This window comes from Salinigranum marinum, from assembly GCF_024228675.1.
Lineage (GTDB): Archaea > Halobacteriota > Halobacteria > Halobacteriales > Haloferacaceae > Salinigranum > Salinigranum marinum.
This window is the reverse complement of sequence record NZ_CP100462.1, coordinates 421281-437029: the sequence shown is the minus strand read 5'-3', so window position 1 is coordinate 437029 and position 15749 is coordinate 421281. Positions and strand designations below refer to the sequence as shown.

Below are 15749 nucleotides of genomic sequence, written 5' to 3'. Positions count from 1 at the left end.
ACCTACATTTCCATACTTCTAAATTCTGTCTTTGACTCCTTGAATCATGGATTCATTGAATCTACAAACCACTATTTCACTGGATCCTTGATTCAGTGATTCATTGACCGTAGTGCACGTTCCTGGGTCCCCATTTCAATGCTTCAATCACTCACTTATTCAGCGACTCATGGATTCATAGATTCATAGATTCATAGATTCATAGATTCAGAGACTCAGTGTTCCCTCGTCTTCGCGTTGCCAATGGTTCCATGAATCACGCAATCTTGGACTCTTTATTTCCAGCACTCATTTATTCATGGAATCTATGACTCACTGATTCAATGATTCAAGTCGCTACCAAGGAAAGACGGCGGTTGGTGCTACGATCTCTCTCCGAAGGCTTCGTCCAGCTGTTCTCGCATGAAGTCGCGTCGGACTCGACGAGAACGCGATTCAGAGAGGTAATTTTGCATCACCACCCGAGGATCGCTACTGCCCTGCTCTGCCGCGATTTCGTCGACCACTTCGAGGACTGCGGTATAGGTACCGTACCAGAAGCGCCGACAGAGTTGCGGACTCGACCGCTCGCCCCCGATTCGCTCGGGTAGACCTGCCTTCGACGCGAGACTCTGGAACCAGTTACGGATCGTATCTCGGGTCACGTACAGCGTTTTACCCTGTGAAGAGGGGAACAGGTATCCAGTCCACGTCTCATCTTCCGCTAGCTCGTCGATTCGGGCGTTGAGCACGTCCATTCCGTACCGGAGAGATACCTCCCCAGGGCCGTTCTTGCAGCTCTCGAACGTGACGAAGGGGACATGGACTTCGGGAACGTCACGGTGGAACTGCGAGACGTGGAGGGCTGCGACCTCACTCGCTCGAAGTCCCCAGCCAGCTAACGCCACTACGAGCAGCTGTTCTAGCGTCGTCCCCGCTGCCTGCATCAGCTTCCGAATATGAGTCGCAGACAGGGACGGCGTCGGTGAATCTTCCACTTCCCACCTGAATTCGCCGTAGAGGCCGCTTGCAGGGTTCATCGAGGCAACCCGCCGACCGACCAGATGCTGATACCACGCGTCGACGATGCGTCGTACCCGCTGGAGAGTCTGAGCATTGTATTCGTGTTCGGTTCCCTCGTTCAACCAGTCGAATGCTGCATAGACTGCATCAACGGCTTCGTAGGCTGGATTGTCTTGGTCTCGTTGAATCGGTGTGAGGAGGTCGTCTGTACCGTTCGCCTCTCGGTAGGCACGAACGTAGAGATTCAGCCGCGTTCGGAGCGCGTCGACGGACGATTTCGCAAGGCTGTATCGTGATTTTCGTCGGTTGAGGAAATATTCGAAGGCGTCGATTGTCGCATCGTCCGTTGTTGCCCATGAGTAGCCCTCTTCATCGTCACCAAGTTCGAGGTCCTCGTTCCAGAACTCTCCGAACGAACGGCCGTGATGGCGACGGAGAGCTGCGAGGAATGACCGTGCATCGTGATCCCGAAACCACTGATGCGTAGGTTTCTCGCTTGTTGGATCGATATCCTCCGTTTCGAGGCAAGGAGCGATCTCGTCTCAGTACAGGTCCGTGAAGTCCTCGAGCGAACACGAGGTCCATCACACCATCGAATGATGGAACTCGCTCAGCACTGGTTTCTCCCTCCTGTTCGGCATCTGATCGACTCATGATAGTGCTCTCTGCAAGCTTCGACCGTTCGCAACTGGAAAGCTGCAGAAATCGGCTAGAAGCCCAATCGAGCTGCAGTATGCCGATTCTAAGAGTAGCACATTCGGGGTACTCAGCATTTCAGTTGAATTTCTTATCAGTTTGTGGGTTCGGCTGACCGGGAGAGTCTGCTAAACCCATGCTATTCCGGGCGAGATAATACGCGACACGAATAAACCGTATGTTGCAATACACATTTTTTTGGGGTTGAGTTCCCAGTGCATCGTAGTTTGGATTTCTACAAACCACACGCTCGCTGACAATTCGTTCGAGACCTCTCATGACGACTAAACCGGGACACCCCCTCAAGAACAGGCGTCTATCCTCTCGCATAATCTGTTATGCGGATAGAAGACGATGGTTGATTTGGGGAGCGCATCCGCAACAAATCCGGTGGACTTGGAGGAGTCATATTGCGCTCCCCCTCGATTACTAGCGAATGCCGTGAGTGACATCCTCGCTGAACCGAACGCAGACGACATAAACCTACAAACTCACTACTACTATTATAAGTAGTATTTTTATCAGAAATTGCTATCTCACTCCCTGAGCCTTCATCTGCTCCGATACCTTGTGCTGAAGCTTCGACCGTGAAATCATTCCTCGATCGGCCTTACGGTGGCAGTTCGGGCAAAGAACGATAGGTTCTCGGCCTTGTTCGGCCCTCCTTCTTCTCGCGGTTTGATGTGGTGTGTGTCGGGAGAATCCACGTCTACCTCACACCACTCACATTGTCGGTCAGCCCGCTCGAAGTACAGTTCGTTCAACGAGGTCTCGTGCGGCACAAGCGCCCGTACTGGGCGATTACTGACGATGAGGGACGGCTCCACTCTGCCTATCAGCTTCATCAGCACTACCAGACTGCAGACGAGCAGTACGGCGAAGAGACTCTTGAAGCGCTCCAGACAGACGAGATGGAAGACGTACAGTGACCGCGTTTGAGGACCTGGAACGTGGCGACATCATCTGGGCAAGTGACGCACTCTCGGAGAAAGGTCGCCCGATGCCCATTCTGGGAGCGCCTCAACTCCCGAACCATGGTACCCAACTCATCACTGTCCTGCTCTCTACGAAGACCAATCACGAGGAGGCACTCCTCCTCCGAGACGACCACTCTATTCAGGTCATCTGCTCGGTGAATCGTCGGATGCCATCGTCGGTCCCTGCAATAATGAGTTCGTCACCCGCCTCAACCCTGAAGGTCGGGCCTACGTCCGTAATAACAGCGCCGTTGCGTTCGACACCAACGACTGTGCAGCCTGTCTTCGCTCGAACGTCCGCGTCGCCGATGGTTTGTCCGACCAGTACTGGCGCAATCGTCCGGATGACCTCAACCTGTTGATCCAGAGACAGCACGTCTTCATCCTCGAGAATCGTCGACGCGATCATCCGCCCGCTGACGGTAGCCAGCGAGAGTACGTAGTCCGCCCCAGCCCGGTACATCTTCTGGACGCTTTCGGATTCTTCGACGCGGGCGATGACTTCCGTCTGTGGACTCATGTCTCGGATCACGAGCGTCGCGAACTCGGTGGTTGTGTCGTCGGGCATCGCGAGGATGGCCGTTCGAGCGTCGTCGATGCCTGCTTCGCGTAACGTCTCCGGCTCAGTCGCGTCACCGACGACATCTACCTCGTCCATCTCCGTCCGGTCGATAACAGTGTGCGAGAGGCCTGCTTCATCCAGAGCGGCTGAGATCCTGCTACCAACCTCTCCGTAGCCGATGACGATTGTTTTACCACGGGAAAACGGTCTGACTTTCGAGAGCGTGAGTTGTTTGAGCTCCTCGAGCTGACCCTCGTGACCGGTGACAAGAAGTACTGTGCCGTCGGAGAGTGTCGCATCCGGGGACGGCGGCGTCTCGAACTCGCCCCGGAACCACGCCCCAATGACGTTGACCCCCGATTGTTCGCGGATGCCACTCTCAGCGAGCGTCGTACCGGCAAGGCGACTCCCCCTGTGAATCGGGAGTTCTGCGACGTCGAAATCGTCCCCGATTTCCACAGCCTCACCCAAATCAGCCGTCACCGACGTCGTGACTTTTGAGGCCAGGCTCTCGCCAAGCAGCGGTCGGGGGGAAAGAACGTGATCAGCGCCAGCGAGCCGGTGATAACTGGTTCGGTCGGGTTCCTCGACAATGCTTATAATGGGGGTATCCTCGGTGACCATCCGTCTTTAGTTAGGAGACGAACCGCGTGACAGTAGCGGCTTATCGAGGCTACTTTTCGGAAGGAGTGAGGAGGAGAAGTCTGTGCACAACTCTCCGTCCTCACCTCGAATTATGCGTCGACTCACTACGCTTTTTCCATCTGAGTTCCTCGAAGAGCACGCCGAGGAACTCGGCGTGGTCGAACGCAACAGGAAAACACAGATGCCCGCCCTCGTGTGGTCGTTCGTGTTCGGCTTCGCCGCAGGCGAGAGCCGAACACTCGCTGGATTCCGTCGCAGCTACAACGCTACCGCCGATGAACCGCTCTCTCCCGGCGGATTCCATCAGCGGTTGACGCCGACGTTTGCGGAGTATCTGCGCGACCTCGTCGAGCACGGCCTCGACGAGGTCGCTGTTCCCGACGCTGTTGACGCTGATATCGACCGATTCAGGGACGTGATGATCGCTGATGGAACGGTGTTGCGGTTGCACGAGTTTCTCTCTGATGAGTTCCAAGCCCGTCACGAGGAGCAGGCTGGAGCGAAGCTCCACCTGCTCCACAACGCCACCGATGAGACGATTGAACGGATCGACGTGACAGACGAGAAAACGCACGACAGCACGCTGTTCAAGACAGGTTCGTGGCTACAAGGACGGCTGGTGTTGCTTGATCTGGCGTACTTCAAGTACCGCCGGTTCGCGTTGATCGACGAGAATGACGGCTACTTCGTGAGTCGGCTGAAGAAGAGCGCGAACCCGGTGATAACGGAGGAATTACGGGAATGGCGCGGGCGCGCCATTCCCTTGGAGGGCAAGCAGATCCACGATGTAGTCGATGATCTCTCGCGGAAGTATATCGACGTAGAGGTCGAAGCGGAGTTCAAGCGAGGCCAGTACGAGGGAACGCGCTCGCTGGATACGAAGCAATTCCGCGTCGTCGGCGTCCGCGATGAGGACGCCGACGACTACCATCTGTACATCACGAATCTGCCGCGAGATGAGTTCTTCCCAGAGGATCTAGCAACGTTGTATCGGTGTCGTTGGGAAGTAGAAACCCTGTTTCGTGAACTGAAGACGCAGTACGAGTTGGACGAGTTCGACACAAGCGACCCGGATGTAGTGAAAATTCTGCTGTATGCGGCGTTGCTGTCACTGCTGGTGAGCCGTGAGCTGTTGGATCTGGTTACCGAGCAGGCTGACGACGAGATCGTGTTTCCACCGGAACGCTGGGCGGCGACCTTCCGGTCGCACGCCCAGCTTATCCTCCACGAACTTGGTGAGTATCTCGGCTACTCGCCACCGCCGTTGCTGGAGCGGCTGATCGAGGATGCCCAGAAGATCCACCAGCAACGAACGATACTCCAAGAGACGCTCGCTACCGCTACGCAACCGAGGTGTGAGGTCTAACTAAAGACGAATGCCTCGGTGACTTCCTGTGCAGCTAAGACGATACTTGCGTCGACTTGGTCAGAGACGTCCGCAACGAGTGCTCGAGCAGAAGAGATTTTTGCCCCTTTGAGTCCTCCAAGCGACGTCGGGTCTGCGTGAATAATCCGGTGGCCATCCTCGTACAGTTCTTTCGCGCGCTCACGATCCGGTTCGATGATCACGTGGTCCACATCCCACGAGTCAAGCTCGTCAATGAGGGCCCCAGCACGTGCGGTGTACGAACAGATGACGACGTGATCCTGCATTCCGTTTTCGATCGATGTCGGAACGGTCGTCGAGAGGATGTCCTCAAGCAGTGGAAACGCGAGTACTGGCAGCGCCATGAAGATGAGTAGCGTCCCGACGAGGTCCATGAGGATCACAAGCACCTGCATTTCCGGACTGGTCCAGGGCGAATCCGAACCGAACCCCGTCGTCGTGAACGTCTCGACGACGACCTGTAAAGAGTGGAGGAACGTTCGTGGTTCTCCCTCGTAGACACGCATCCCGTTCTGATAGAGGATCGCAAACACAAGCATTGAGCCGAACAAAATAAACGAATAGTAGACGGTGCGGCGCTGCCACTTATCCATATATATGAGGGTTACTCTCGGATTGTTAAAACATCTCGATACGGTCGTCGTCCTCGGCGTTGAAGAGACCCGGGTGGTGTCTACGATATCGGCGCCCCGATTGTGGGGTCCTACGAGTCCCTGCTAAAGCTGACCCCCGAACAGAAGGGCAAGTGCATCCTGATCGTGCCGGTGTCGGTGATGCCCCCGAGATTCTCCTCATACTGGCTCCGGCTCACAACGGACGTTCAGTACGCCATCGCGCGGCCGCTGTCGAGAGCATGTGGAATCCGGTGACTGTGGATTCCGAGCGGGACCTACAGTCGGTTGTCCCCATCGGGCAGACGTCGATCGAAATAGCGGTCCAGCAGACGCTCGGGGAGGGGTGACCAGGGCCACTTGAAGAGGCGTGCTCTCCACCGAACGTGTCTGAGACGATCATTCTCGGCACTCGTAGAAGTCAGTTTCCGGGCTTGCTGCATGCGTCCTCCGTGTCCACGATACTGCTTCTGACAGTAGCCCGGTGGTCTGGTTGGGTACTGCTGCAATCACAGCGTGAGTCTTGTACGGTATCGCATAGCAGCCAGAGTCCAAGAACCACCAAGGACAGGGTATTCAACGGCTCCCACTTGATTTTAACACCACGCTCTTTACAGTAGCCAAAGGACATATACTTCAAGTCGCCGTACTATCTTTTGTGGATCACATCAGCATCTCTGAGGTAGCGAATCAGTTAGCTGAAGACGAAGAGACAGAAACGGAGGCGATGCGTGAGGTGTCGTTCAGTCTGCAGGTGATGCGGTTCGAGCCTGGTGACGAGGATCCGATGCATGCCCACGCTGAAGAGGAAATCTACCACATTGATGCGGGCGAGGCAACGCTTGTGACCGAAGACGAGTCGGTCAACGTTGAGCGAGGCGATGTCGTACATCTTGATCCTGGGACGGATCACCAGTTCACTGGCTTCGAGGACGAGTTCGTGGTCACGGTGATGTACGCGCCTGCCGAGGGCTCTCAAGAGAGTTAGAGACGGACCACGCTCAGATCTTTCTTATCTGTCGACCGCATTGCTTCTCTGAGCCGCTCGCACCGGGCTGCACTCGTCGGCTATGTCTGGTCCATCCGTGTTCGATTAAGATTGACGGGCCGAATTCTCGGATTTCGAGTGGTGTGCAAAGAGTCTAGACCGATCGAACTCAGTCGCCCACGCAGCCATTGAACATTACTCGCGGTGTTAACCGAAAACCAATGCACTCTGAACCAAACCGAGCGCTGCTGGAGTATCGTCATAGATGTTCCACTCAGGTCTCTCTGCACAGGGAGCGGACGAATATCAAATGGGCGATTACGCAGCGAGCAGTCACAGTTTCAGGGACCCTTCTCACCTGATATCAATACCTAACGATTGCTCCACGCTGAGAGAACGGCACTCTTGGCATTGTCCTGAATAGTCTCACTCGTAGACCCAGAAATGAACCGCCGAAGTCGTCCCTTTGATGGTGAGCCGAGAATCGTGAGCCCATAGTACGCAGATTGCTCAATTATGACGTCAGCAACACTTTCAGCTTTCAGCACCCATGTCGTGGTCGACTCGGGGCGACTGATACGCTGAGCGATAGTTTTGACGTAAGACTCCGCTTCCTGTCGCTGGTGTTCCGAAGCGTCCTCGTCAACGACATGGAGAATGTCAATCCACGAGTCGCAGTCAATTGCGATGTGCTGGGCGATATCTGTTGCCAGACCAGAGTGCGGACCACCTGCAACTGCAAGTAGAATTGACGGAACCTGTTCGTAGCCGTAATGACCGTTGACGGTGACGATATCGCAATTAGACCGAAGAGCGAGGCGCTCGGGGAGGCTCCGACGTAATCGCGCTTTCATTGAGTCCCCGGGCACAACGAGAGTATCGATATCGTTCGCCCCGGTAATATACCGGATACCGTCGCTCAATCTACGCGGATTAAGCACTTGCTCCTCAATTCGTGGAGTCCGTGTTGATACCTGCTTAAGTCCCCAATTAATGAGTTCCTGTTCATCGTCAGTCGTTACGTCCTGTCGGTGTTCTACGGACATTTCCTCTGGGACGACACTCGGACTAACAATATGAAGGGACGCATCTGCTGTCCGTGCGAGACCTGCAGCGACGCGAAGTTGGTCGGCCACTGCTGGCTCTTCGGGCGTGAGCAACGGAGCAAGAATATGGTTTCGGTCACGGCGACCCGCACCGTGAGCGGCGTCCTCGGGTGCCTTGCGGGATCCTGAAACGAGCGTGGACGCCTGTGCGAAACTCATGACCTCTCGTAGTCGTCGGTTTGAAAAAAACATGGCGTCAACATATGTCATCCATATTATTTTTGAAACTAATCTAGTACATTTTCAATGACACAAGAAGAGTACTACAGATACCTATACTCAATCAATAAACGAAGGTACATTCCAATAATTTGCACGACTCAGCCCGTCCACGGGCGTGACAATCCGATTGAGTTGGACCTGATTGAGAGAATGATTATCTATTATCTGTTCGCTGTCGTATTTCTTTTCCAATACCAGCATTGGGCGAACAGGACGGGCACGCAAGAACGACGCCGTCCTTGTCGCCGAACACTCGTGCGAACTGAGCCGAAATATGCCCGCCACAGGTAGCGCAGTCAGGCATGTGTATCAGTAGAACTCCCGAACGAGATCCATTGCGTTGTCCGGAGCCCCGTCGGGTATGACAGCCATATTCTCTGAGAGGCCTTCACGCTCTTCGTAGGCAATCGAGTGCTCGTCCTGATAGATCACACCTTGGTACTCTTTATTGCCGTCGATAATCGCGTCCGTAGCGTCGTCGTAAGCTGTCGGATCGTGGTTTGTCTCGGAGAGATCGACAATCGTGTCTCGGAAGTAGTCGTAGGTGTCGACGTCGTTGAACGTCACGCAGGGGCTGTAGACGTTGACGAAGCCGAACCCGTCGTGTTCGACGGCTTTTTGTACGATCTCGGTGTGGCGCTGGCTGTCTGAACTGAACGACTGCGCAATGAACGTCCCGCCGGCAGCCAGCGCGAGTGCCAGCGGGTTGACCGGCGGTTGTTTCGGACCCTCGGGCGTCGTCGAGGTCTCGAAGTCCTCACGCGATGTTGGCGATGGTTGCCCCTTCGTGAGGCCGTAGATGCGGTTATCCATCACGATATAGGTCATGTCGACGTTGCGGCGGACGGCGTGTACGAAATGGCCAGCGCCGATCGAGTAGCCATCTCCGTCGCCGCCAGCGACCATCACTTCGAGGTTCGGATTCGCCAGCTTCGCCCCGATGCCCACGGGGAGGGCGCGGCCGTGGACGCCGTGGAGCGCGTAGCTGTGCATGTAGGTGCCGATCTTCCCCGAACAGCCGATACCGGCGACGACGAACGTATTGTCCGGGTCGTTCCCGGTGTTCGCCAACGCTTTCATCATCCCGTTCATCGTGCCGAAGTCACCGCAGCCGGGACACCACGTTGGTTGCTTGTCGGATTTGAAGTCGGTGAATCTGATGTCGGTGCTCATCGCCTTACTGTCCTCCTCCGACCGTACGCAGGGCTGCTATGCTCTTCGGAGCGATATTCGCTGGTGTCGGTCGTTGCGTAATCTGGCTTGGTATCACACTTTCGAGTTCTTGATTGTCGCAATCTCGATATCTGTTATTCCCCGGATCTCGATCTCGGCCCTCACTGCCGGTGGGAGCGTTTCCAGTGTCTCGTCAATCTGTGGGTTAATCGACACGCCGTCAACTTTGATCGCAACTAGCTTGCCACGGCGACCGTGTGCAGCGACTTCGAATTCGAACGGTCGGTCACGTTCATCGACGCTGTGGACCCAGACTTTTGCGAGTCCGTTTGCACTCTCCCAGTGAACGCTGTTCACGACGGTGAGAGAGCCAGCCGGCGGGACGCACGACGACCCACACGCCGTGCACTGAGCGGGATGTGGCCTCTCGCCGAGATAAGTATACTCTGCCCCGCACCGATAACACTGGAGTGTTAGGGTCATTAGCGGTTTCTCAATCACCCCTCACAGTCGCCCCGCTCGTCCGGGATCAACGTCGATGGCGTCGACGGGACACACATCGACACAAAGCATACAATCGATACATTGTGTCTCGTTGATCGGGTCGGCTTTGATGTCGCTCTCGGGGTGGTCCGGTGTATCTGTCCACTCGAACACGTCGACGGGACAATCCTCGAGACAGGCCCCATCGGCGATGCAGATATCGAAGTCGACACCCACATGTGTCCCGTGGATTCCTAGTTGATCCGGTTCGTCGACTGGACCCCAGACTCGATGTTCCTCGTGCCGCCCGGCGGCATCGCGGTTCTCCTCGAATTTTGGATCGATCGCCATTAGATTCCCTCGATAAGATTGGAGTAGTCCAGACGAACTACTATCCGAGCGAGCCCTCCATCTCGAGTTCGACGAGTCGGTTGAGTTCGACCGCGTACTCGATGGGCAACTCTTCGGTGATCGGCTCAATAAAGCCCGAGACGATCATCTGCTTGGCGTCGTCGTCGTCCAGTCCACGGGATTGGAGGTAGAAGACGTCTTCATCGCCGATCTTCCCGACGGTTGCCTCGTGCGCGACGTCCACCGTGGACTCGTTGATCTCCATGTACGGCATCGTGTCGGAGGTGGATTCGTTGTCGAACATCAGCGCGTCACATTCAACCGACGTAGAGGAGTCCTCCGCGCCGTCAGCAATGTGGACGAGCCCACGGTAGTTGGTGCGACCGCCGTCCTTCGAGACCGACTTCGACTCGATGGTCGATTTCGTGTTCGGCGCGTTGTGATAGACCTTCGCGCCGGTGTCGATGTTCTGGCCCTCACCAGCGAACGCGATGGTGATGTGGTTGTCAGTCGCCCCCGATCCCTTCAGAATCGTCGATGGATAGAGCATCGTCGCCTTCGATCCCATCGACCCTGAGATCCACTCCATCGTCGCATCTCTCTCGGCGATAGCGCGTTTCGTGTTGAGATTGTAGGTGTTCTTCGACCAGTTTTGCACCGTCGAGTACTGGACGTGAGCGTTCTCCTTCACGATCACTTCAACACCGCCTGAGTGCAGATTAAACGCCGAGTACTTTGGTGCTGAACATCCCTCAATATAGTGGACCTCGGAGTTTGGTTCCGCGATGATGAGCGTATGTTCGAACTGACCCATCCCCTCAGAGTTCATCCGGAAATACGCTTGGACGGGCATCTCGACAGTCACACCTTCGGGCACATAGACGAACGAGCCACCTGACCAGATGGCACCGTGCAGCGCCGCGAACTTGTTGTCGCTCGGCGGCACGCACTTCGTCATGAAGTACTCACGGACGAGGTCTTCGTGTTCCTGGACAGCCTCGTCCATGTTGCAGAAGATGACACCCTTCTCCTCCCAGCGCTCCTGCATATTCTGATAGACAACCTCGGACTCGTACTGGGCACCGACGCCGGAGAGCGCATTCTTCTCCGCTTCTGGAATACCAAGCTTGTCGAATGTATCCTTGATATCCTCGGGCAACTCTTCCCAGTCGTCGACGCCGGCGCGGACGTCGACATCGGGGCGGATGTACGGCACGATCTCATTGACGTCGACTTCTGACAGGTCTGGCTGTCCTGGCCAGTCAGTTGGCATCGGCATCTCTTGCCAGAGGTTCAGCGCGCGGAGTCGTCGCTTCAACATCCATTCGGGCTCGTTTTTATCTTCAGATATGAGCCGTATCGTCTTCTCTGTCAGCCCCTGGTCGGCCCTGAAGGCGGCCGTCTCCTCTTTCTTGAAGTCGAATCGCTCTTCAGTATCGGTCTCGCGGAGGTGCTCTTGATCGGAACTCATCAATTTATCTTTGTAGTATAAGAAAATAAAGCTAGGGCACTCAAACTATACTTTGTAACCAAAATAGGTTTCTTACATAGTCCATAGGAGCTATTAGCGGTCACAAAAGTTTACTGTTGATGAGGAGAAAGCGTAGGGTATGGACAACCAGACTCACAAGAAGACTGTTCCAGTCGCAGAGTCAAAAACAGAGCAACCACAGGAACAGAGATGCCCCGAGTGTGGCGAGGAAGTACTAGCAGAAAGTGACACGGCTGAGAAGGTGTGTACTGCCTGTGGATTGGTTCTTGATGAGCAACGAATCGACCGTGGCCCAGAATGGCGTGCTTTCGACGCCGCTGAAAAGGCATCGAAATCTCGCGTTGGCGCCCCTACGACACAGTTGATGCATGATAAGGGGCTCTCGACAAATATTCAGTACTTCACGAAACTTCCTCGGCTAACCACCTCTGAAGCTTAAGTTCCGTGTCGAATCGACTCCACTATCGATCTTGACGAGGGGGTCACCGGAAGATCAAGAGAAGATCGTCGCTGTCGGCGGCGATCCGCCGCCGACGCGACAGCCTTGCCACTCACCGCAGGGGCGTACTCGATCGGTCGTTACCGGACGAACCGGTCGTCCGGCGGTCGGTTTGCGGGGACGGCCCGACGCGTCGCGAGGGCCGTCCACGCTGCCCGTCGGATCATGTTGGTGAACTCCTTATACGACCACTCCCAGAGGCGACGCCCGCCTCGGCGGGGCGTCGCCACATACTCCCAGTGCAGATACCGCCACACGTTCTGTAACAGCAAACTCACTACGACGTACAGCAGCCGTACCGCCGGATCCTGTGTCGTAGTCGTCGCAATCGTTTGCTCGGAGAGTCGGTAGCTGGCCTCGATACCGAAGCGTTTCGCGTAGTGGTATCGAGCGTCGCGAGGAGAATTGATGAACGGCGCGTCAGCGCGTAGCCGTGACGCGCCACGCCATGTTCGTCGTATCGTCCGTTCTGGTAGGTACAGTCGATGTAGACGGGAAACTCGACGGTCCAGCTGTGACCGTCGAGTTTCGCCGTCATGTCGTGGTGAATCACGCGACTCCAGCCCTCGGAGAGTTCTTGCTTGATCGACTGACCCCACCGGATAATCGGGATGACGTACGCGTGGTTGTGCGCCTGCAGCAGCGTGAGACACTTGCTGTCGTAGAATTCTCGATCGAGGTAGACGGGCCTTGACGCCGAGTCAAGGCCGTCAAGGATACCGAGAAACTCGGCGAGGACGCTGCTGGCGGTGTCGCCGTCGACAAGACGGCGCACCGCCAGCGTGTAGCGTTTGTTCTTCACGCGTGCGTACAGCGTCGCGTACGCGTGGAATGCGGTTGTTCCACGCTTGGCTTCCGAGTGGTAGAGGCCCTCGTGCCGTCTTCGTCACCGTAGTAGGGACGCAGGTGGAGGTCAGCGACGACCTCCACCTGCTTGGGAAGGGCATCGAGAATATCTCGCTGGAGGAGTGTGTTTCCGACTCGTTCGAGCTGTTCCAGCTCGAACTTCGTCCGAAGATGATAGAGGACGGCGTTGGCACGAGGGGAGTTAGCACTATTCTCACAAAGTGTCGAGATTGAGGTCCCGTCGGCGCACGCGCCGACGAGGACCTCACAGATCTCTTCCGACGTTATCTGAGCGTTCTCACCGAGAGTGATCGAAACTTCCTCGTCAAGGGTGTTGACGAGGAAGTTAAGAATCTGGTCCTCATGGAGTCTACTGTCTGCTTGCTGGGTTCTAAGCACACCTTCCGCAAGCAGACGTCTCAACTAACCGGCTTCGTGAAGTACTGATATTGGTTGGCAAAATAAAGACACATACGGAAACCCGGTCTCGCCACGAAAGCGGCAGCGACTCCAGCGATTACGGACGTGGAACGAACGCTTCCGTACACGAGATTCAAAGGAACGCAATCTTAAGCAGGCACTCGGCGAGATAGATCGGATGGCCTCCGCACTAGGGATACACAAGACAACACGCGAGACTGCGAGCGTGATGTACCGACGTGCGTTGCAGGAAGATCTCTTACCAGGGCGTTCAATTGAGGGGGTTGCAACCGCGGTTTTGTATGCCGCTACACGGCTTGATGGGGTTGCGCGGACGATCGACGAAATCGCTGTCGTCAGCCGCGTTGACTCGCTGGAGATCAAGCGCACCTACAGATACGTCGTTCGAGAACTAGACGTACAGATCCCGCCGACGGATCCAATAGAATACGTCGGCCGTATCGTCTCCAAACTGGACTGCAGCGAGGAAATGACACGACAAGCCCGCCAATTGATCGAAGCAGCCACAGCTCACGGCGTCCACAGCGGAAAACACCCAGTGAGTATTGCTGCTAGTGCCGTCTATGCGGCGGGAAAACTTTGTGGTGAAAAGATTACTCAAGACGACGTGTCCGAGGTTGCTGAAGTCAGCAATGTCACTATTCGGAATCGCTATCGTGAGGTTCTTAATGCCTACGAAGAGAGTCAAGATGATTGAAACGTTTGGGAACATTCAGTGTTATACCTGCGGGCACAGTTACTGATCGGTTAGTGAGACCGTGCTGAATACCGAGCGCGTCGAAGAGACGTTGGCGACCCTCGACCGTGGCGAGGACCCAACACCGTACCTCAAGCGCGTCTACCGCGACGTCAACAATTTTCGGGTGACGTGCCCGAAAAACCTCGAATTGCTGGGCATCCTCGCCACCGAGCACCCCGAGAGCATCCGCGAGACTGCCCGGCTCGTTGACCGCGAAGTTCGCCAAGTCCACCGAAACCTCGAAGAACTCGAATCCCTGGCTCTCATTAAGTTCCAAGGCGACGGTCCCGGCAAGCCGACGCGCCTTCTCGTCTGGTACGACGAGATCGCCGTCGGGCTGCCGCTGATTTCCGGGGACGGCACGGGCAAGAGTAAAGCTAACGCCTGAACTCCGCCACGGAGCGGTGCGACCGTCCAACGCGCGCTGAAGTTTGATTTCAGAGAGTGGCTCGAACAGCGTGTTTGAGAGCGTCTCGCCCCGGTTTACACAAGAGGTCTCGTCGGAGCTGAAACGCTCGGAGATACTGCGTCACCTCGTTTTTTGAGACGCCTCGATGCGGCGAGAGCCACCGTCACGCCGGCGAACCTGTTGGAGCAGTTCCGCTGCGACCGATTCCGACCCAAACACTTCCAGTGGAATCATTCGTGTCGGGCACCGCTGACGCGGTGCGCTCGTCCTCATCGACTCCACAGCTCCTGCTGAACAGTATCAACAATCTCCTACAGAAAAGCGAGGTGACGAAGCGCTCGAACATGCCCTCTACGCCGCGGTCTGAAAATCGCTTGGTCATGACGCTTGATCGACCCTGAAACCAGCGATAGTGTTTGCTACCCGGCCACCGATTCGACCGGATATTAGGCCGAACACCGGCGAGATACACAGAAGCATCACGACTGCAATGAGGAAGAATATGATCGTGTTGAGAGACCACGTTACCGTCGTGCCTTCTGTGAGAATAAATACAGATACTGCAATCATTCCGCCCAGAAACCCAGCACGGAGTCCAGCAGCACTCGGCTCTACCGAGCCGTTAGCTGCGACGGCTCCTGCGATTATTGGCCCAACTATCATTGCCCCGCCACCGACAGTTGCCTCGGAATTCGGAAGCCAGTTTATTACGGCAGTGGCGGGTAGTGCAGCTATCGTTCCGAGAATCGCAACCCGCCAAACCTGAGGAATTCGACGGGTTCGGGCATTTGAGAGCATACGCTGTATTGTATAACGGTAGGTATAGTCCACTTCTTGAGTTGCTGACTCTGAAACCAATACGGGGGGTGTTCGCTGAGCAGACGTAATAAACGGCTGGTTCAGTGTCCGGAGAAGAATACTGATTGTTCTGCTGACTTCACTCTCTATTCAGCCGCTTATTCCTGGCAGATCCTGAGCAGATGGCGACTGTATGTGGCACAGCTATTCTCTTCGGTGACACCCTCAAAAGAACAACCGCGAGACTCAGACGCGGTGTTTCTGAGTCAGAGTCAAGGGGGCAATAGTCAACACACGTCCGAACTAACATGGGCGTATGAAT

11 protein-coding genes and 9 pseudogenes are annotated in these 15749 nt (G+C 55.7%); 8 read left to right on the top strand and 12 right to left on the bottom strand.

What is annotated here, in order from left to right:
* Nucleotides 1-362: 362 nt before the first annotated feature.
* Nucleotides 363-1656: pseudogene (locus tag NKJ07_RS22240) on the bottom strand (tyrosine-type recombinase/integrase).
* Nucleotides 1657-2459: 803 nt separating this feature from the next.
* On the opposite strand from NKJ07_RS22240, the pseudogene NKJ07_RS22235 reads away from it, so the two are divergent.
* Nucleotides 2460-2627 (top strand): annotated as a pseudogene (locus NKJ07_RS22235) (MarR family transcriptional regulator); the annotation flags it as partial.
* A pseudogene (locus NKJ07_RS22230) lies at nucleotides 2624-2850 on the top strand (PemK-like protein); the annotation flags it as partial. The pseudogenes NKJ07_RS22235 and NKJ07_RS22230, both read left to right, overlap by 4 nt.
* Here NKJ07_RS22230 and NKJ07_RS22225 read toward each other — a convergent pair.
* Nucleotides 2815-3864 (bottom strand): annotated as a pseudogene (locus NKJ07_RS22225) (NAD-binding protein); the annotation flags it as partial. The pseudogenes NKJ07_RS22230 and NKJ07_RS22225 overlap by 36 nt on opposite strands.
* Before the next feature lie 109 nt (nucleotides 3865-3973).
* Here NKJ07_RS22225 and NKJ07_RS22220 point away from each other — a divergent pair.
* Nucleotides 3974-5248 (top strand): IS4 family transposase, encoded by a 1275-nt coding sequence (locus tag NKJ07_RS22220; protein ID WP_318570594.1) that lies wholly within the window; start codon nucleotides 3974-3976, stop codon nucleotides 5246-5248.
* On the opposite strand, the gene NKJ07_RS22215 is transcribed toward NKJ07_RS22220, so the two are convergent.
* Entirely contained in the window at nucleotides 5245-5862 is a 618-nt protein-coding gene (locus NKJ07_RS22215) for an NAD-binding protein (protein WP_318570710.1), read from the bottom strand. The two genes, NKJ07_RS22220 and NKJ07_RS22215, sit on opposite strands and share 4 nt — an antisense overlap.
* 72 nt (nucleotides 5863-5934) lie before the next feature.
* On the opposite strand from NKJ07_RS22215, the pseudogene NKJ07_RS24505 reads away from it, so the two are divergent.
* Both NKJ07_RS24505 and NKJ07_RS22210 read left to right on the top strand, forming a co-directional pair.
* Nucleotides 5935-6230 (top strand): annotated as a pseudogene (locus NKJ07_RS24505) (NADH-binding protein); the annotation flags it as partial.
* Nucleotides 6231-6538: 308 nt separating this feature from the next.
* Nucleotides 6539-6868 carry a cupin domain-containing protein gene (locus NKJ07_RS22210; RefSeq protein WP_318570709.1) on the top strand — a complete coding sequence of 110 codons (330 nt, stop codon included), beginning with the start codon at nucleotides 6539-6541 and terminating at the stop codon, nucleotides 6866-6868.
* A gap of 371 nt (nucleotides 6869-7239) precedes the next feature.
* On the opposite strand, the gene NKJ07_RS22205 is transcribed toward NKJ07_RS22210, so the two are convergent.
* From NKJ07_RS22205 to sufB, 6 genes are all read right to left on the bottom strand, one after another.
* Entirely contained in the window at nucleotides 7240-8133 is an 894-nt protein-coding gene (locus NKJ07_RS22205; RefSeq protein WP_318570708.1) for a universal stress protein, read from the bottom strand.
* Nucleotides 8134-8350: 217 nt separating this feature from the next.
* Nucleotides 8351-8500, bottom strand: coding sequence for a DUF7563 family protein (locus NKJ07_RS24500; RefSeq protein ID WP_425504786.1), 150 nt, complete (start codon nucleotides 8498-8500; stop codon nucleotides 8351-8353).
* A 5-nt stretch (nucleotides 8501-8505) separates the two neighbouring features.
* The gene (locus NKJ07_RS22200) at nucleotides 8506-9369 is read right to left on the bottom strand and encodes a 2-oxoacid:ferredoxin oxidoreductase subunit beta (RefSeq protein ID WP_318570707.1); all 864 of its coding nucleotides are present in this window, start codon (nucleotides 9367-9369) and stop codon (nucleotides 8506-8508) included.
* 93 nt (nucleotides 9370-9462) lie between these two features.
* The gene (locus NKJ07_RS22195; RefSeq protein WP_318570706.1) at nucleotides 9463-9852 is read right to left on the bottom strand and encodes a hypothetical protein; all 390 of its coding nucleotides are present in this window, start codon (nucleotides 9850-9852) and stop codon (nucleotides 9463-9465) included.
* 21 nt (nucleotides 9853-9873) lie between these two features.
* Nucleotides 9874-10203 carry a 4Fe-4S dicluster domain-containing protein gene (locus NKJ07_RS22190; RefSeq protein ID WP_318570705.1) on the bottom strand — a complete coding sequence of 110 codons (330 nt, stop codon included), beginning with the start codon at nucleotides 10201-10203 and terminating at the stop codon, nucleotides 9874-9876.
* 40 nt (nucleotides 10204-10243) lie between these two features.
* Nucleotides 10244-11674, bottom strand: coding sequence for a Fe-S cluster assembly protein SufB (gene sufB / locus NKJ07_RS22185; RefSeq protein ID WP_318570704.1), 1431 nt, complete (start codon nucleotides 11672-11674; stop codon nucleotides 10244-10246).
* 139 nt (nucleotides 11675-11813) lie between these two features.
* Here sufB and NKJ07_RS22180 point away from each other — a divergent pair.
* Nucleotides 11814-12104: pseudogene (locus tag NKJ07_RS22180) on the top strand (TFIIB-type zinc ribbon-containing protein); the annotation flags it as partial.
* A gap of 170 nt (nucleotides 12105-12274) precedes the next feature.
* Here the strand turns inward: NKJ07_RS22180 and NKJ07_RS22175 are convergent.
* Nucleotides 12275-13439 (bottom strand): annotated as a pseudogene (locus NKJ07_RS22175) (ISH3 family transposase).
* Between the two features lie 40 nt (nucleotides 13440-13479).
* On the opposite strand from NKJ07_RS22175, the pseudogene NKJ07_RS22170 reads away from it, so the two are divergent.
* Together NKJ07_RS22170 and NKJ07_RS22165 are read left to right on the top strand one after the other, a co-directional pair.
* Nucleotides 13480-14178 (top strand): annotated as a pseudogene (locus tag NKJ07_RS22170) (transcription initiation factor IIB); the annotation flags it as partial.
* A gap of 61 nt (nucleotides 14179-14239) precedes the next feature.
* The gene (locus NKJ07_RS22165) at nucleotides 14240-14608 is read left to right on the top strand and encodes an HVO_A0114 family putative DNA-binding protein (protein WP_318570703.1); all 369 of its coding nucleotides are present in this window, start codon (nucleotides 14240-14242) and stop codon (nucleotides 14606-14608) included.
* 49 nt (nucleotides 14609-14657) lie between these two features.
* Here NKJ07_RS22165 and NKJ07_RS22160 read toward each other — a convergent pair.
* Nucleotides 14658-14792: pseudogene (locus NKJ07_RS22160) on the bottom strand (IS1595 family transposase); the annotation flags it as partial.
* Between the two features lie 215 nt (nucleotides 14793-15007).
* Nucleotides 15008-15427: a DUF5518 domain-containing protein gene (locus NKJ07_RS22155; RefSeq protein ID WP_318570702.1), complete on the bottom strand. Its 420-nt coding sequence runs from the start codon at nucleotides 15425-15427 to the stop codon at nucleotides 15008-15010.
* Nucleotides 15428-15749: the final 322 nt, after the last annotated feature.

Excerpts from the sequence above, each read along its gene's own strand:
- NKJ07_RS22200 (WP_318570707.1), bottom strand. The coding sequence starts at position 9,369 with ATGAGCACCGACATCAGATTCACCGACTTCAAATCCGACAAGCAACCA.
- NKJ07_RS22215 (WP_318570710.1), bottom strand. The coding sequence starts at position 5,862 with ATGGATAAGTGGCAGCGCCGCACCGTCTACTATTCGTTTATTTTGTTC.
- NKJ07_RS22205 (WP_318570708.1), bottom strand. The coding sequence starts at position 8,133 with ATGAGTTTCGCACAGGCGTCCACGCTCGTTTCAGGATCCCGCAAGGCA.
- NKJ07_RS22220 (WP_318570594.1), top strand. The coding sequence starts at position 3,974 with ATGCGTCGACTCACTACGCTTTTTCCATCTGAGTTCCTCGAAGAGCAC.
- NKJ07_RS22190 (WP_318570705.1), bottom strand. The coding sequence starts at position 10,203 with ATGGCGATCGATCCAAAATTCGAGGAGAACCGCGATGCCGCCGGGCGG.
- NKJ07_RS22195 (WP_318570706.1), bottom strand. The coding sequence starts at position 9,852 with ATGACCCTAACACTCCAGTGTTATCGGTGCGGGGCAGAGTATACTTAT.
- NKJ07_RS24500 (WP_425504786.1), bottom strand. The coding sequence starts at position 8,500 with ATGCCTGACTGCGCTACCTGTGGCGGGCATATTTCGGCTCAGTTCGCA.
- NKJ07_RS22155 (WP_318570702.1), bottom strand. The coding sequence starts at position 15,427 with ATGCTCTCAAATGCCCGAACCCGTCGAATTCCTCAGGTTTGGCGGGTT.
- sufB (WP_318570704.1), bottom strand. The coding sequence starts at position 11,674 with ATGAGTTCCGATCAAGAGCACCTCCGCGAGACCGATACTGAAGAGCGA.